This is a genomic window from Kribbella hippodromi (genome assembly GCF_039531045.1).
Taxonomy (GTDB): Bacteria; Actinomycetota; Actinomycetes; order Propionibacteriales; family Kribbellaceae; genus Kribbella; species Kribbella hippodromi.
The window spans coordinates 232,983-246,362 of the sequence record NZ_BAAAPH010000001.1; the positions used below are offsets into that span (position 1 = coordinate 232,983).

The 13,380-nt window shown below is 68.4% G+C and carries 15 protein-coding genes; 11 read left to right on the top strand and 4 right to left on the bottom strand.

Features of this window, described 5'->3' with window-relative positions; all coding sequences use genetic code 11:
• Positions 1 to 23: 23 nt before the first annotated feature.
• From ABD260_RS01075 to ABD260_RS01085, 3 genes are read left to right on the top strand one after another with little or no spacing between them, the layout of a single operon-like run.
• Positions 24 to 1,100 carry a FecCD family ABC transporter permease gene (locus ABD260_RS01075; RefSeq protein ID WP_344231373.1) on the top strand — a complete coding sequence of 359 codons (1,077 nt, stop codon included), beginning with the start codon at positions 24 to 26 and terminating at the stop codon, positions 1,098 to 1,100.
• Positions 1,097 to 2,137, top strand: coding sequence for a FecCD family ABC transporter permease (locus tag ABD260_RS01080; RefSeq protein WP_344231374.1), 1,041 nt, complete (start codon positions 1,097 to 1,099; stop codon positions 2,135 to 2,137). The genes ABD260_RS01075 and ABD260_RS01080 overlap by 4 nt, the downstream gene beginning before the upstream one ends.
• Before the next feature lie 3 nt (positions 2,138 to 2,140).
• Positions 2,141 to 3,043, top strand: a complete 903-nt coding sequence (locus tag ABD260_RS01085; RefSeq protein WP_344231375.1) for an ABC transporter ATP-binding protein — start codon at positions 2,141 to 2,143, stop codon at positions 3,041 to 3,043.
• Here the strand turns inward: ABD260_RS01085 and ABD260_RS01090 are convergent.
• From ABD260_RS01090 to ABD260_RS01100, 3 genes are all read right to left on the bottom strand, one after another.
• Positions 3,040 to 3,750, bottom strand: a complete 711-nt coding sequence (locus ABD260_RS01090) for an MBL fold metallo-hydrolase (RefSeq protein ID WP_344231376.1) — start codon at positions 3,748 to 3,750, stop codon at positions 3,040 to 3,042. The genes ABD260_RS01085 and ABD260_RS01090 overlap by 4 nt on opposite strands.
• A gap of 74 nt (positions 3,751 to 3,824) precedes the next feature.
• Entirely contained in the window at positions 3,825 to 4,196 is a 372-nt protein-coding gene (locus ABD260_RS01095) for an FKBP-type peptidyl-prolyl cis-trans isomerase (protein ID WP_344231377.1), read from the bottom strand.
• Positions 4,197 to 4,269: 73 nt separating this feature from the next.
• Positions 4,270 to 5,142, bottom strand: a complete 873-nt coding sequence (locus ABD260_RS01100) for an alpha/beta fold hydrolase (RefSeq protein ID WP_344231378.1) — start codon at positions 5,140 to 5,142, stop codon at positions 4,270 to 4,272.
• Positions 5,143 to 5,233: 91 nt separating this feature from the next.
• On the opposite strand from ABD260_RS01100, the gene ABD260_RS01105 reads away from it, so the two are divergent.
• Positions 5,234 to 5,950: a hypothetical protein gene (locus ABD260_RS01105; protein ID WP_344231379.1), complete on the top strand. Its 717-nt coding sequence runs from the start codon at positions 5,234 to 5,236 to the stop codon at positions 5,948 to 5,950.
• Positions 5,951 to 5,977: 27 nt separating this feature from the next.
• Here the strand turns inward: ABD260_RS01105 and ABD260_RS01110 are convergent, their stop codons facing one another.
• Positions 5,978 to 6,247: a helix-turn-helix domain-containing protein gene (locus ABD260_RS01110; protein ID WP_344231380.1), complete on the bottom strand. Its 270-nt coding sequence runs from the start codon at positions 6,245 to 6,247 to the stop codon at positions 5,978 to 5,980.
• A gap of 82 nt (positions 6,248 to 6,329) precedes the next feature.
• Between ABD260_RS01110 and map the strand changes: the two genes are divergently transcribed.
• The 7 genes from map (at position 6,330) to ABD260_RS01145 (ending at position 13,367) form a co-directional block, all read left to right on the top strand.
• Positions 6,330 to 7,100, top strand: a complete 771-nt coding sequence (map, locus tag ABD260_RS01115) for a type I methionyl aminopeptidase (protein ID WP_344231381.1) — start codon at positions 6,330 to 6,332, stop codon at positions 7,098 to 7,100.
• A gap of 1,573 nt (positions 7,101 to 8,673) precedes the next feature.
• The gene (gene purD / locus ABD260_RS01120; protein ID WP_344231382.1) at positions 8,674 to 9,951 is read left to right on the top strand and encodes a phosphoribosylamine--glycine ligase; all 1,278 of its coding nucleotides are present in this window, start codon (positions 8,674 to 8,676) and stop codon (positions 9,949 to 9,951) included.
• Between the two features lie 115 nt (positions 9,952 to 10,066).
• A complete protein-coding gene (locus tag ABD260_RS01125; RefSeq protein WP_344231383.1) occupies positions 10,067 to 10,555 on the top strand; it encodes a SigE family RNA polymerase sigma factor in 489 nt (162 codons plus the stop codon).
• Positions 10,548 to 11,162, top strand: a complete 615-nt coding sequence (locus tag ABD260_RS01130; protein ID WP_344231384.1) for a hypothetical protein — start codon at positions 10,548 to 10,550, stop codon at positions 11,160 to 11,162. The genes ABD260_RS01125 and ABD260_RS01130 overlap by 8 nt, the downstream gene beginning before the upstream one ends.
• Positions 11,163 to 11,177: 15 nt before the next feature.
• A complete protein-coding gene (gene purB, locus ABD260_RS01135; protein ID WP_344231385.1) occupies positions 11,178 to 12,614 on the top strand; it encodes an adenylosuccinate lyase in 1,437 nt (478 codons plus the stop codon).
• A 2-nt stretch (positions 12,615 to 12,616) separates the two neighbouring features.
• On the top strand, positions 12,617 to 12,973 hold the full coding sequence (locus tag ABD260_RS01140) for a hypothetical protein (protein ID WP_344231386.1): 357 nt from the start codon (positions 12,617 to 12,619) through the stop codon (positions 12,971 to 12,973).
• A gap of 1 nt (position 12,974) precedes the next feature.
• Positions 12,975 to 13,367, top strand: coding sequence for a hypothetical protein (locus ABD260_RS01145; protein ID WP_319042735.1), 393 nt, complete (start codon positions 12,975 to 12,977; stop codon positions 13,365 to 13,367).
• Positions 13,368 to 13,380 lie beyond the last annotated feature (13 nt).

The following is a 13,380-nucleotide window of genomic DNA, read 5'->3' on the forward strand; positions in this document are numbered from 1 at the left end:
CCTAAGAGGATCTGGAAAGTCCAATGCCCCCGCCCAGTGCAGTCGCTTCCGCCGAGCCTGATCTGGAGCCCGCCGCCCCCGCGCGTCCGCGGCGCCGCGCCCGGCGGACCACCCTTGTCCTCGGCCTGGTCGGCGGCGTCGTCCTGCTGGCAGTGGTGTGCTTGCTCAGCATCGCGGTCGGGTCCAAACAGATCCCACTGTCGACAGTGATCGATGCCCTGCGCCACTACAACGAGGCGAACACCGACCACGTGATCGTCCGCTCACTGCGCGTCCCGCGGACGCTGATCGGCTTGATGGTCGGCGCCGCGCTCGGTCTGTCCGGCGCGCTGATGCAGGGCGTGACCCGGAACCCGTTGGCCGACCCGGGCATCCTCGGCGTGAACGGCGGCGCCGCCCTGTTCGTTGTCGGGGGCATCTACTGGTTCGGGCTGTCGACACTGACTGCGTACGTCTGGCTGGCCTTCCTGGGAGCTGCTGCCGCGTCGGTCGCGGTCTACTTCCTCGGGTCGCTCGGCAGAGAGGGCGTGACACCGGTGAAGCTCGCACTAGCCGGTGCCGCGCTCACTGCGATGCTGGGCTCGCTGACGACCGCACTGCTGATCGGTGACGTCGACACCTTCGACCAGTTCCGGTTCTGGTCCGTCGGCTCGTTCGCCGGTCGCGGAGCGGACATCGCGCAGCAGGTGGCCCCGTTCATCCTGGCCGGGATCGTGCTGTCGCTGTTCTGCGGCCGAGTACTGAACGCGTTGTCCCTGGGAGACGACGTGGCCAAGTCACTCGGTCAACGGGTCGGACTGGCCCGGGTGTTCGTCGCAGTGGTCGTAGTACTGCTCTGTGGCGCCGCCACCGCTGCTGCAGGACCGATCGGCTTCGTCGGCTTGACCATCCCGCATGTGGCTCGACTGGTGACGGGACCGGACTACCGGTGGATCCTCCCGTACTCGGCATTACTTGCACCGATCCTGCTACTCGGCTCCGACGTCATCGGCCGAGTAGTAGCCCTGCCAGGTGAGCTGCAGGTCGGCATCGTCACCGCAGTACTCGGGGCGCCCTTCTTCATCGCTCTAGTGCGCCGACGGAAGCTGGCCGACCTGTGACGACAGCGGAAGCGGTACAGGTCATCAGCAGGGCCCGTGCGGCCCGGCAGACGCGTTCACTGGTCGTCATCGCCGTACTGGCTGTGGTGGTGTTCGCCACCTTCTGCGTCTCACTGTCCTTGGGTGATTTCAAGATCCCGGTGATCGACGTGGTGAAGACGCTGTTCGGTGGCGGCGACAAGGCGACCGAGTTCATCGTGAACCGGCTGCGGCTGCCCCGGGCGCTCACGGGCCTGCTGGTCGGTACGGCACTCGGTCTGTCCGGAGCGATCTTCCAGAGCATCGCCCGCAACCCGCTGGCCAGCCCGGACATCATCGGTGTCACGTACGGCGCCAGTGCGTTCGCGGTGTTCGCGATCGTCACGCTCGGGCTGACCGGTGTCGCGGTGTCCGGGTTCGCGATCGCCGGCGCGGTGCTGACCGCGTTCATCATGTACGTCCTCGCGTGGCGGCACGGTGTTTCGAGTTACCGGCTGATCCTGATCGGCATCGGTATCGGTGCGATGGCCACCAGCGTCACCTCGTACCTGCTGACCAAGGCACGGGTCGAGATCGCCCAGCAGGCGCTGGTTTGGCTGACCGGTAGCCTGAACGGACGGGACTGGTCGAACGTACGGTCGCTGGCGGTCACGCTGGTGGTGCTGCTGCCGCTGATGGTGTTTCTCGTGCAGCAGTTGCGCATTCTGCAGCTCGGCGACGAGACGGCGTACGGGCTGGGGTTGCGGGTGGAGGTGTCGCGACTCGGGCTGATCGTGATCGCGGTGCTGCTGGCTGCGGTGGCGACGGCCGCGGCCGGGCCGATCGGGTTCGTGGCATTCGTCGCGCCACCGATCGCGCGGCGACTGACCCGGTCGCCAGGGCCCGCGATGATCGTGTCCGGGCTGCTGGGCGCGCTGGTGGTGGCCCTGTCCGACCTGGTGGCGCAGCATGCGTTCGGCGAAACGCAGTTGCCGGTCGGAGTGGTGACCGGCGTCGTCGGTGCGCCCTACCTGATGTTCCTGCTGGCTCGGGCCAACCGGGTCGGGAGTGGTGGCTGAGATATGGAGAACCCGGTGGAATCCGTGACACAGCACAGCCTGGCTGCCGACGGGCTCGCGGTCGGCTACGACCAGCGGGAGATCATCCACGACCTGTCGGTACGGATACCGACCGGGAAGATCACTGTCATCGTCGGCGCCAACGCATGCGGCAAGTCGACGCTGCTGAAGACACTGGCCCGGCTGCTGAAGCCGTCGCGCGGCACTGTGCTGCTGGACGGGAAGAGCATCCAGCAGATCCCGACCCGCGAGGTGGCGACCAAGCTGGGGCTGCTGCCACAGTCGCCGACCGCTCCGGAGGGGATCACGGTCGCGGACCTGGTCGGCCGGGGCCGGTACCCGCGGACGCGCTGGATCCGGCAGTGGTCGAAGGAGGACGACGAGGCGGTCGCGGCCGCGATGACGTCGACGGACGTGCTCTCGATCGCGGACCGGCCGATCGACGAGCTGTCCGGTGGTCAGCGGCAGCGGGTCTGGATCGCGATGGCGCTGGCGCAGGAGACCGACATCCTGTTGCTGGACGAGCCGACCACGTTCCTCGACCTGACACACCAGTTCGAGGTGCTGGACCTGCTGGTGGACCTGAACAAGTCGGAGTCCCGGACGATCGTGCTGGTACTGCACGACCTGAACCAGGCCTGCCGCTTCGGCGACCACCTGATCGCGATGAAGAACGGCGAGATCGTTGCCGAGGGCGACCCGCGCAAGGTGATCACCGAAGAGGTGGTCGAGGAGGTGTTCGGCCTAGCGGTGAAGGTGATTCCGGATCCGGTCGCCGGAAGTCCGATGGTCGTACCGATCGGCCGGCACACGGCTCGTACCTCTCCGTCCGCCAACGGGAGTGCCGCGGCCGCTCTTGCCGCCAGTGCCGCGGCCAACGGCGTTTGCCGGCCGATCGACCGCTAGAGGCGCATGCCGTCACTAGCAACGGACCAGTCGCTGAGGTCCGCTGCTAGTGCTGTGGGCGACAGGTGGGTCAGTACTAGCTGCCGACAGGTGAAGCGGTCTCTGTACTGGGCCAGTGTCTCCAGGTCCATGTGCCAACGGACCGGAGTGGTGCTGTAGCCCTCACAGAGGAACAGGTCTGCTTCGTCTGCTGCCTGGAGCAGTGCGTCGGTCCACTCGGTGTCACCGGAGTACGTGATCGACCGGCCCGGCGTTTGCAGTCGCACTGCGTACGCCGGTGCACCGGAAGCATGGCGTACTTCGTACGGTGTGACCGCTAGTTCGTCCACTTGCCGCGTACGCCCATCAGCGTGTTCAAGGACGTGTACGCCAAACCGGCGCTGTACTTGGGATGAACCGGGGAACAGCGTCTCCATCGCATCAGTGAGCCGAGCCTGCGTACCGGGCGGACCGATCACGGTCAGATCCTCGGTACGGCGACGGAACTGCCCGTCAAGGATCAGAAACGGCAGTCCGCCGAAGTGGTCGCCATGTAGATGAGTGATGACGACAGTACGGATCTCGTTCGGGTCCAGCGACTGCTGGCGAAGTGCGGTCAAGCTGGTGGTGCCACAGTCGATCAGCGTGTGAGTACCGACCGCTATGCAGGTCTGGAACCGCCCACCGGAGCCGAACGCGTCCCCACTGCCGGCCACTGTCACATCCATCTGCCCAACAGTGCACTGAAAAGCTGGCGGCGGCCAGAGACTCCTGGCCGCCGCCGGCTGCTGTTCCGGACCGATCAGCTGACGCTGAGCAGATCCACTACGAAGATCAGGGTCTCGCCGGGCTTGATCGAGCTACCCGCGCCGCGGTCGCCGTAGCCCAGGTGCGGCGGGATGACCAGCTTGCGGCGGCCGCCCACCTTCATGCCCTGCACGCCGGTGTCCCAGCCCTGGATGACCTGGCCGATGCCCAGCTGGAAGGCCAGCGGGGCGCCGCGGTTGTACGACGCGTCGAACTCCTCGCCGGTGGAGTGGGCCACGCCCACGTAGTGCACGTTCACCCGCGACCCGGCCTTGGCCTCGTCGCCGTCGCCCACGGTGATGTCGGTGATCTCGAGATCCGCCGGCGGCGGACCGTCCGGGAAGTCGATCTCTGGCTTGTCAGTCATAACTCCAGCTAAGCAGATGCCCGGCCCGGTCCCGTCCAGCCCACCCCGATGGACACGCCCTGGGTCGGTGAGGTCACGGAGTGCGGTCGCCGAGCACCTCGCGGAGGGTGGAGGCGAACTCCTCAGGCTTACCGGGCTGACCGTACTCGTTGCCGAGGAAACCACCATGGTTGCTGGGGAAGGTGACCGGAGTCAGCCCGAGCCGCGCCGCCGCGGCCTTGCCGCCTCGCGCCGCGAGCTGGTTCGCGGATTCCTCGCCCACCCCGACGACGATCCGGTCCTTCGCCTTCGCCAGTGCGTCGAAGTCCGGCTGGTACGACGTACATCCGCGAAGGTTCTGCCCGAGGAGCGCATCGGTCCGCGTGCCGTCGTCCTCGGTCGGCAGCCCGAACATCGCCGGGTCCGGCGCCGGCTGATCCGTGTAGCCGGCCGGGATCTCGCCGTCGTACCCGACCAGGGCGATGAACTTCGCCATCCCGGCGCCCATGCCGTCCCGCTGATACGTCGCGTACATGTCCTCGACCGCCCCGAGCGCGGCGGCACTGTCCGGAATGATCGCGGCGAGCGGCGGTTCATGGGCGACCAGCTTGCTGATCAGATCCGGACGTTTCGCGGTCAGCGCCAGCGCATTCACCGCGCCACCGCTGCTGGCGAAAAGCTCGACCGGGCCGGCGTCCAAATGCTCGATCAATGCGACAAGATCGGCAGCGTGGTCGTCCGGCGAGAGCTCGGTCAGCTCACCGGTGCGCGTACTCCGGTCGACGCCGCGCGGGTCGTACGTGACCACTGTCCGGTCGGCGAAATGCGACGCCAGGGTACCGAATCCGCCGGCGCCCATCGGCGAACCGATCAGCAGCAGAAGGGGTCGATTCGCGAGGTCGCCGCGGATGTCGTACGTCAGCGTCGCGCCTGGTACGTCGAGTGTTCGGGTGACGGGATCGGGCATCGCGCAGCTCCTCTGAATCCGGCCCCACCCCCATTGGCCGGGCCCTTTCTCGTGATCGTAATCCGCGCGGGAACTATATTTGCTGTCCGTGATGAGAAGACTCGCTCTGGTAATTGGGCTGATCACCGCGGCCGGTTTGGCGGCGCCGCCGGTGGCCGGTGCGAGTACGCCCCCGCCGACGTACGGTCAGTACTCGCTGATGTTCGAGAAGTCGGCCGGACAGTACTTCGCGGGTGGATCGGCCGCCGGGCAGTGGGCGTGGACTCCGCTCAGTGCGACCGAATCGGACATTTCCTGGGGCGATCCGAAGGCGTGGCCGCCGAAGTCCGCGGAGCATTTCATCCACGACGGCGAGTGGGTTCTGCTCGACGGGTACAACGATGGTGCCGGGCGGCCGTTGACCCAGGTGCAGCGGGTGACCAGCGAGAAGATCGGTGACGCCAACTGCGCTGGTTTGCAAGCGCTTCCGTCGGCGGGTGGGCGTCAGCATTACGTGAAATGGAACATTCCCGCGGCCGGGTACTGCCTGGATGCCGTCGGCACGATCAAGTCGCCGAACGGGTCGACGACCGTGAACTTCCGGCATCTGCAGAAGTGGCTGCCGCCGCACTCGTGCTCCAACCCCTATTTCTCGGGTCAGACGTGTATTACGCAGGTTGAGCAGTGGTGGGACGACAATCAACATCCGTACTCACTGCAGCTCGCCCGTACGGTTGAGATCGCCAAGGGGTTGGGTATGGCGTTCACCAACCGCACCACCGTACCGGTCGCTTGGAATGCGGACGGGCGGTACTACTGGCAGTACTGAGACTGTGCTGGTTTGCCGGGTGCTGGGTTAGGAGACCAGCCGCCGGCCGCGGGCCGGCTGGTTGATCGCGATCCAGACCTCGTCGAGGGACAGGTCGAGGACGTCAGCGATCGCGGCGATGGTCGAGAAGGCAGGCGTCGCCACCCGGCCGGACTCGATCTTGCGCAGCGTCTCCGGCGAAACCCCGGCATCGAGCGCGGTCTCGAGCATCGAACGCTCTCCCCGGGCGCGGCGCAGCAGGGCGCCGAGACGTTGCCCGCGCTCGACCTCCGCGGGACTGAGCGGCAACCTGACCATGACCCGATTCTAATACCGGGATAATATGGCCGGTATAGTTATTGGTGAACGTGTCGAGAAGGCCTGCCGAGAAGGACTGTACGTGATCGAGATCCTGACCCCTGCCGAGCTGATCCGAGCCAAGGACACCGGCGCCGTGGTGGCGAACATCCTGTACACGCTGAAGGACCGCGCCACCGTCGGTACGAACCTGCTCGACATCGACCGCTGGGCCGCGGAGATGATCACCGCGCTGGGTGCGGAGTCCTGCTACTACGACTACGAGCCGTCGTTCGGGCGCGGGCCTTTCGGGCATTACATCTGTACGTCGGTGAACGATGCGGTGCTGCACGGCCTGCCGTACGACTATGCCCTTGCCGATGGTGATCTGCTCACGCTCGACCTCGCCGTCCTCAAGCGCGGTATCGCCGCCGACTCCGCGATCAGCTTCATCGTCGGCGAATCCCGGCCGGCGGAGAGCGTCGCCCTGATCGACGCGACCGAACAGGCCCTCGCCGCCGGCATCGAGGCCGCCCAGCCCGGGGCGCGGATCGGCGACATCTCGCACGCGATCGGTACGGTCCTGAGCGCCAACGGCTACCAAATCAACACCGACTTCGGCGGCCACGGCATCGGCTCGACCATGCACCAGGACCCCCACATCTCCAACACCGGCCGCCCGGCCCGCGGCTACAAACTCCGCCCCGGCCTCCTGCTCGCCCTAGAACCCTGGATCATGACCGACACCGCCACCCTCACCACCGACAACGACGGCTGGACCCTCCGCAGCTCCACCGGCTGCCAAACCGCCCACAGCGAACACACCATCGCCATCACCACCTCCGGCCCCCAAATCCTCACCCTCCCCCGCTGACCCGACCCGCCTCACCATCCACCCCCGCTCGCCGATCCCTTCGGCCGCTACCCCCCTGCGCCCCGCTGCCCCCGCCCGCGCCAGCGCATCCCCCGCCTCAACACATCACCATCCACCCCCGCTGACCGTCGCCCGCGTCAGCGCCTCACCATCCGCCCTGCTGACTACCGCCCGCGTCAGCGCATCACCATCCAGCCCCCGCTGACCGGCACCAGCATCAGGTCCACCCCGTTAACCGTCGCCCGCGTCAGCGCACCGCCTCCCCGTTGATTACCGCCCGCGTCAGCGCACCGCCTCCAGCCCCGTTGACTACCGCCCGCCTCAGCGCATCACCGTCCGGCCCCGCCGGCCATGCCGACGCTGAACCGGGAGGTAGCCGAGGTGCACCGTGCGGAAAGCGCCTGCTGCGGGCGTACTGCTGGTGCCAGCCAACAGCGCCGGCGATCGCTGGCGGATGCACGGCGTTGAACCGGCGGTAGCCGCGGTGCACTGGGCGGGACAGCGCCTGGCGCGGAGCGTGCTGATGGTGCCGGCCAACACGCGCCGGCAATCGCCGGAGGCTGCACCGGCGCCGACCCGCGGGATGACCCCCGCAACCCACCCGCGCGACGCGGAGGTTGCCCCCTCAAATGGTGGGTTGCCCCCTCGTACTTTCAGGGGGCAACCCTGCATCTCAGGGGCCGGCCCTCCATCGAGGGGGCAGCGCTCCTCCTGCAAGCAGGCGGGGGACAACCGGCGTTGAGCCAGGGCGTCGGTCTGCGGCTGGGGCATCCCCGCGAGGTGGCGGGTTTCTGGAAACTCTCTGCCGGATAGTGCCGGAAATGTTCCGGAAAGGTCGCTGTTCCAGCGGTGGCTGGCGAGAGAGCGCTCACCCACGCGCGCCAGCGAGACTGCCAGCGGGTAGCGCCCGCAACCTCCGCGGCGCCGCGGAGCTTGCCCCCTCAGATGGTGGGTTGCCCCCTCGTATTTTAAGGGGGCAACCCACCACCTGAGGGGCCATCCCCCGCACAGCACGCTCGGCGGACGCGGCTCAGCCGGACATCGGCCTACCGCCGGGTGCATCCGCCAAGCGCACCCGCGGGCGCGGGCGAGTGGACCACGGGCGGAGGCGGTTGAGCCGGGCGTTGGTTTGTGGCTGGTGTTTGTGCTGAGTGCGCCGGTGGACGTGGATGAGTAGATCGCGGGCGCCGGCGAGTTGACCGCGGGCTGCGGCTCGCCGATCCGGCGAGGGGCCGGCGGGAGTCGGGAGGTCGGGCGGGAGGCGGAGAGGGGTGCGGCGCTGAGCCGGGGGTGGGTGGGTAGCGCGCGGAGTGGGTGTGGTGAGGAGTGGAGGGGCGAAGGGGGCGCCTGCGGAGCAGGCGAGGTGCTGCTGTTACTTGTACGCGGAGTAGGCGAGGTGCTGCTGTTACTTGTGCGCCGAGCACGCGAGTACTTGTACGCCGAGCACGCGAGTACTTGTACGTCGAGCACGCGAGGGCGGCTCTTGCTTGTACGTCGAGTACGTGAGGGTGGCTCTTGCTTGTAAGCGGTGCTGGGCCGGGAGGGTGTGTTGGGCACGCTAGGGTGGGGGCCTGTGAAGGTCTTGGTGGTCGGGTCTGGTGGACGTGAGCATGCTCTGGCTTGGGGGTTGACCCAGGATCCGGAGGTGGAGCAGGTCGTGGCGGCGCCGGGGAATCCGGGGATTGCGGCTTTGCGGCCGGTGTTCGACGGGCAGACGGTGGTTTGCCGGGCGGTGGATGTTTCGGACCATGACGCCGTGGTGGCGCTGGCGCGGGAGCTGGAGTCTGACCTGGTGGTCGTCGGTCCCGAGGCGCCGCTGGTGGCCGGGCTGGCCGACCCGCTGCGCGACGCGGGGATCGCGGTGTTCGGGCCGTCCCGCGAGGCGGCGCGGATCGAGGGGTCGAAGGCGTTCGCGAAGGACGTGATGGCGACCGCGAGCGTACCGACCGGCCGCGCCTATGTGTGTACGACGCCGGAGGAGGCAGCGACCGCGATCGACGCGTTCGGGCCGCCGTATGTGGTGAAGGACGACGGGCTGGCCGCCGGCAAGGGCGTGGTGGTGACCGAGGACCGGGACGCGGCGCTGGCGCACGCGGCCGGGTGTGAGCAGGTGCTGATCGAGGAGTACCTGGACGGTCCCGAGGTGTCGCTGTTCGCGATCACGGACGGTACGACCGTGCTGCCGATGCAGCCGGCGCAGGACTTCAAGCGGCTCGCGGACGGTGACGAAGGGCCGAACACCGGCGGCATGGGCGCGTACACACCGTTGCCCTGGGCACCGGATGATCTGGTCGCCGAGATCACCGAGAAGGTGTTGCAGCCGACCGTCGACGAGCTGCGGCACCGGGGTACGCCGTTCTCGGGACTGCTCTATGCCGGTCTCGCGCTGACCTCCCGGGGGGTCCGGGTGATCGAATTCAACTGCCGTTTCGGTGACCCGGAGACGCAGGCGTTGCTGCCGATGCTGAAGACCCCGCTGGGCGGACTGCTGTACGCGGCGGCGACCGGCAAGCTCGGCGATCACGGTGACCTGAGCTGGCGGAACGCGTCGTCGGTCGCTGTCGTGGTGGCGGCGAAGAAGTACCCGGCGAGCCCGCGCAGCGGTGATGTGATCGCCGGTGTCGAGCAGGCGGAGAACGACAACGTACGGGTCTTCCACGCCGGGACCGCGCTGGACGGTGAGGAACTGGTCACGGCCGGCGGCCGGGTGCTCGCGGTCAGCGCCGTCGGCAAGGACCTGGCCGAGGCGCGGCAGCGCGCGTACGCCGCCGTCGGCCAGATCCGGATCAAGGGCTCCCAGCACCGTACCGACATCGCGCTGAAGGCCGAGCGCGGCGAGATCACCCTCTGATCAAGGGCCCCAACGACACGGACGGCCCACCGACGCCGGCGGCTCCGCGGCCTGCTCCCGATACAGTCGGGAAATTCGATGGAACCGGATTCAGGGGTCGGGGGTGTAGATGGGTATGGAGACGGAGGGGCTGCGGGATTTCTACCGCGCGTACCAGCCACGGCTGGTCGGGGTGATCTCGTTGCTGACCGGGTCGCGCGCCGAGGCCGAGGACATCGTCCAGGAAGCGTTCGTCCGGTTGGTGCCGCGCTGGCAGAAGGTCTCGCGGTACGACTCTCCGGAAGCGTGGGTGCGCCTGGTGGCCGTGCGATTGGCGGCCAACCGGCACCGTGACGGCAACCGGTTCCGGCAGCTGTTCCACCGGCTGCCGGCCGAGCATGTCGCGGACCCCGCCGACGGTTACGCAGGTGATCTGGAGCAGGCTCTCGCCGGCCTGCCGATCCCGACCCGGCAGGCCGTCGTCCTCCATTACGTCTGCGACCTGAGCGTGGCTCAGGTCGCGGACGCGCTCGGGATCGCGGAGGGCACGGTCAAGTCGCGCCTGTCCCGCGCCCGGGACACCCTGTCCGCATCATTGCTGTTGAGGAGTGACGACCATGCCTGATCTGCAGGAGGACTTGCAGGCCCTGGCGGACCGCCGCGCGGCCGAGTCGGCCGGTGACTTCGACTCCGTGCTGACCACGGCCCGGACCCGTAAGCGCCGCCGGACCGCCGGCCTGTCGGTGATCGGCGCGGCCGTCGTGGTCGGCGCGGTCGCGATCGTGCCGACGCTCCGGCCAGTGCACAACGACACCCCGGTGGCGAACAGCCCGGTGCCGACGAACGCGGTCGCCCCGCCCGAGGTCGAGGTGCAGCCGAAGGTACAGCCGGCGGTGAAGGCCGGTCCGCTCGGGATCAAGCTGCTGTCGAAGTCGGCCGGCGGTCAGTTCGTCGCCACCTTCGGGGACAAGCAGGTCCGGGCCGCGACGTTCACGCTGGCGTCGGCGGCCAAGCCGGACGTGCCGCTGTACACGCTGGTCGCCAAGATCCCGGGTGACGCGACCACGCCGCACTCGTGGCGCGCGATCCAGGGCGAGGCCGGGATGGCGATTCCGTCGTACCAGAGCGCCGGCCCGTACACGCTGGCCGTTCCGAAGGGCCTGGCCGCGGGCTCGTACCAGGTCTGCACGCTGTCCGGCGCCAAGCTCTGTGGTCTGCTGACGGTCGGCTGACGGCCGTCTGGGAGGATGGGGTTCGTGACCAAACCCCGGATTCCCAACGTTCTCGCCGCGCGCTACGCCAGTCTGTCGATGGCGGAGCTGTGGTCACCGGAGCACAAGATCGTGCTCGAGCGGAAGCTCTGGGTAGCGGTGCTGCGGGCCCAGCGCGAGCTCGGGGTCGCGGTGCCGGACGGGGTCGTCGAGGACTACGAGCGGGTGATCGGCCAGGTCGACCTGGAGTCGATCGCGGCCCGGGAGCGGGTCACCCGGCATGACGTGAAGGCGCGGATCGAGGAGTTCAGCGCGCTCGCGGGGCACGAACACATCCACAAGGGGATGACGAGTCGTGACCTCACCGAGAACGTGGAGCAGCTCCAGATCCGCGCCGGTCTGGAGCTGATCCGGGACCGCGCGGTGGCGACTGCCGTCCGGCTCGGTCAGCTGGCGGCGGACCACGCGGCGCTGGTGCTGACCGGCCGTTCGCACAACGTGGCCGCCCAGGCGACCACGCTCGGCAAGCGCTTCGCCTCCGCGGCGGACGAGTTGCTGGTCGCGGTCGCGCGGCTCGAGGAGCTGATCGAGCGGTACCCGCTGCGCGGCATCAAGGGCCCGGTCGGCACGTCGCAGGACATGCTCGACCTGTTCGGCGGTGACGCGGAAAAGCTGGCGACGCTGGAAACCACGATCGCTCAGCATCTCGGGTTCAGCCAGACACTGACCAGCGTCGGCCAGGTGTACCCGCGGTCGCTCGACTACGAGGTCGTGTCCGCGCTGGTCCAGCTGGCGGCCGGGCCGTCCAGCCTGGCCACCACGATCCGGCTGATGGCCGGGCACGAGCTGGTCACCGAAGGGTTCAAGGAGGGCCAGGTCGGGTCCTCGGCGATGCCGCACAAGATGAACACCCGGTCGTGCGAGCGGGTGAACGGCCTCGCGGTCATCCTGCGGGGGTACGCGTCGATGGCCGGCGAGCTTGCGGGTACGCAATGGAACGAGGGTGACGTCTTCTGCTCGGTCGTCCGCCGGGTCGCGCTGCCGGACGCGTTCTTCGCGCTGGACGGACTGTTCGAGACGTTCCTGACCGTGCTGGACGAGTTCGGGGTGTACCCGGCGGTGGTCGCCCGTGAGCTGGAGCGGTACTTGCCATTCCTGACCACCACGAAGGTGCTGATGGCCGCGGTGAAGAACGGGGTCGGCCGGGAAACCGCGCACGAGGTGATCAAGGAGCACGCGGTCGCAACCGCGCTGGATCTGCGCGAGGGCCTGGCCGCGAACGACCTGTTCCACCGCCTCGGGGCCGATGGCCGGCTCGGGCTGACCGAGGAGCAGATCGTCGGCATCGTCGGCGAACCGCTGTCCTTCACCGGCGCGGCCGTCGCCCAGGTCGGCGCGGTCGTCGCGAAGATCGACGAGCTCGCCAAGCGCCACCCGGAAGCAGCCGCCTACACCCCGGGTGACATTCTCTAACCGTGTTCACGCCGCTCACTTGGGTACTGGTCGCGTTGTCCTTGGCCGCAATGGTGTACGCCGTCGTGCTGGCCGCGCGGAACAAGCGGATCGACTGGACCGTGCTCGGGATCATCGGCGTGGTCGAGGTCGCGTTGATCGCCCAACTGGTGATCGGCATCGTGCAACTGAGTGGCACCGAGCGGGATGTGTCCGGGCCGTTCTTCATCGGCTATCTGATCGGTTCGCTGCTCGTACTGCCGGTCGGTGCGTTCTGGGCGCTGGCGGAGAGCAGCCGCTGGGGTGCCGGGGCGCTGGCGGTCGCGTGCCTGGTCGTTCCCATTCTGGAACTGCGGTTGCACGAAGTCTGGACGGCGTGACATGGCCGATCCCGCGGCGACGAAACATGGTCCGGGCCGGATCCTGATCGCGGTGTACGGGGTGTTCGCGCTGGCCGCGACGGCCCGGGCCGCCGTACAGATCGCCACCAAGTTCCACGATGCGCCGATCGCGTACCTGCTGTCGGCCGTTGCCGCGATCATCTATTGCGCGGCGACGTTCGCGCTGGCCAAGGCGACCACGGTGTCGCGCAAGGTCGCCACCGCCGCGATCGCGATCGAACTCGTCGGGGTGATCGGGGTCGGCGCGTTCAGTTACGCCGTACCGGACGACTTCCCGGACGCGACCGTGTGGTCGCACTTCGGCCAGGGCTACGGGTTCGTCCCGCTGGTGCTGCCCGTGCTCGGCCTGCTCTGGCTTCGTCGCACCCGGTAACTGCCAGGAAACT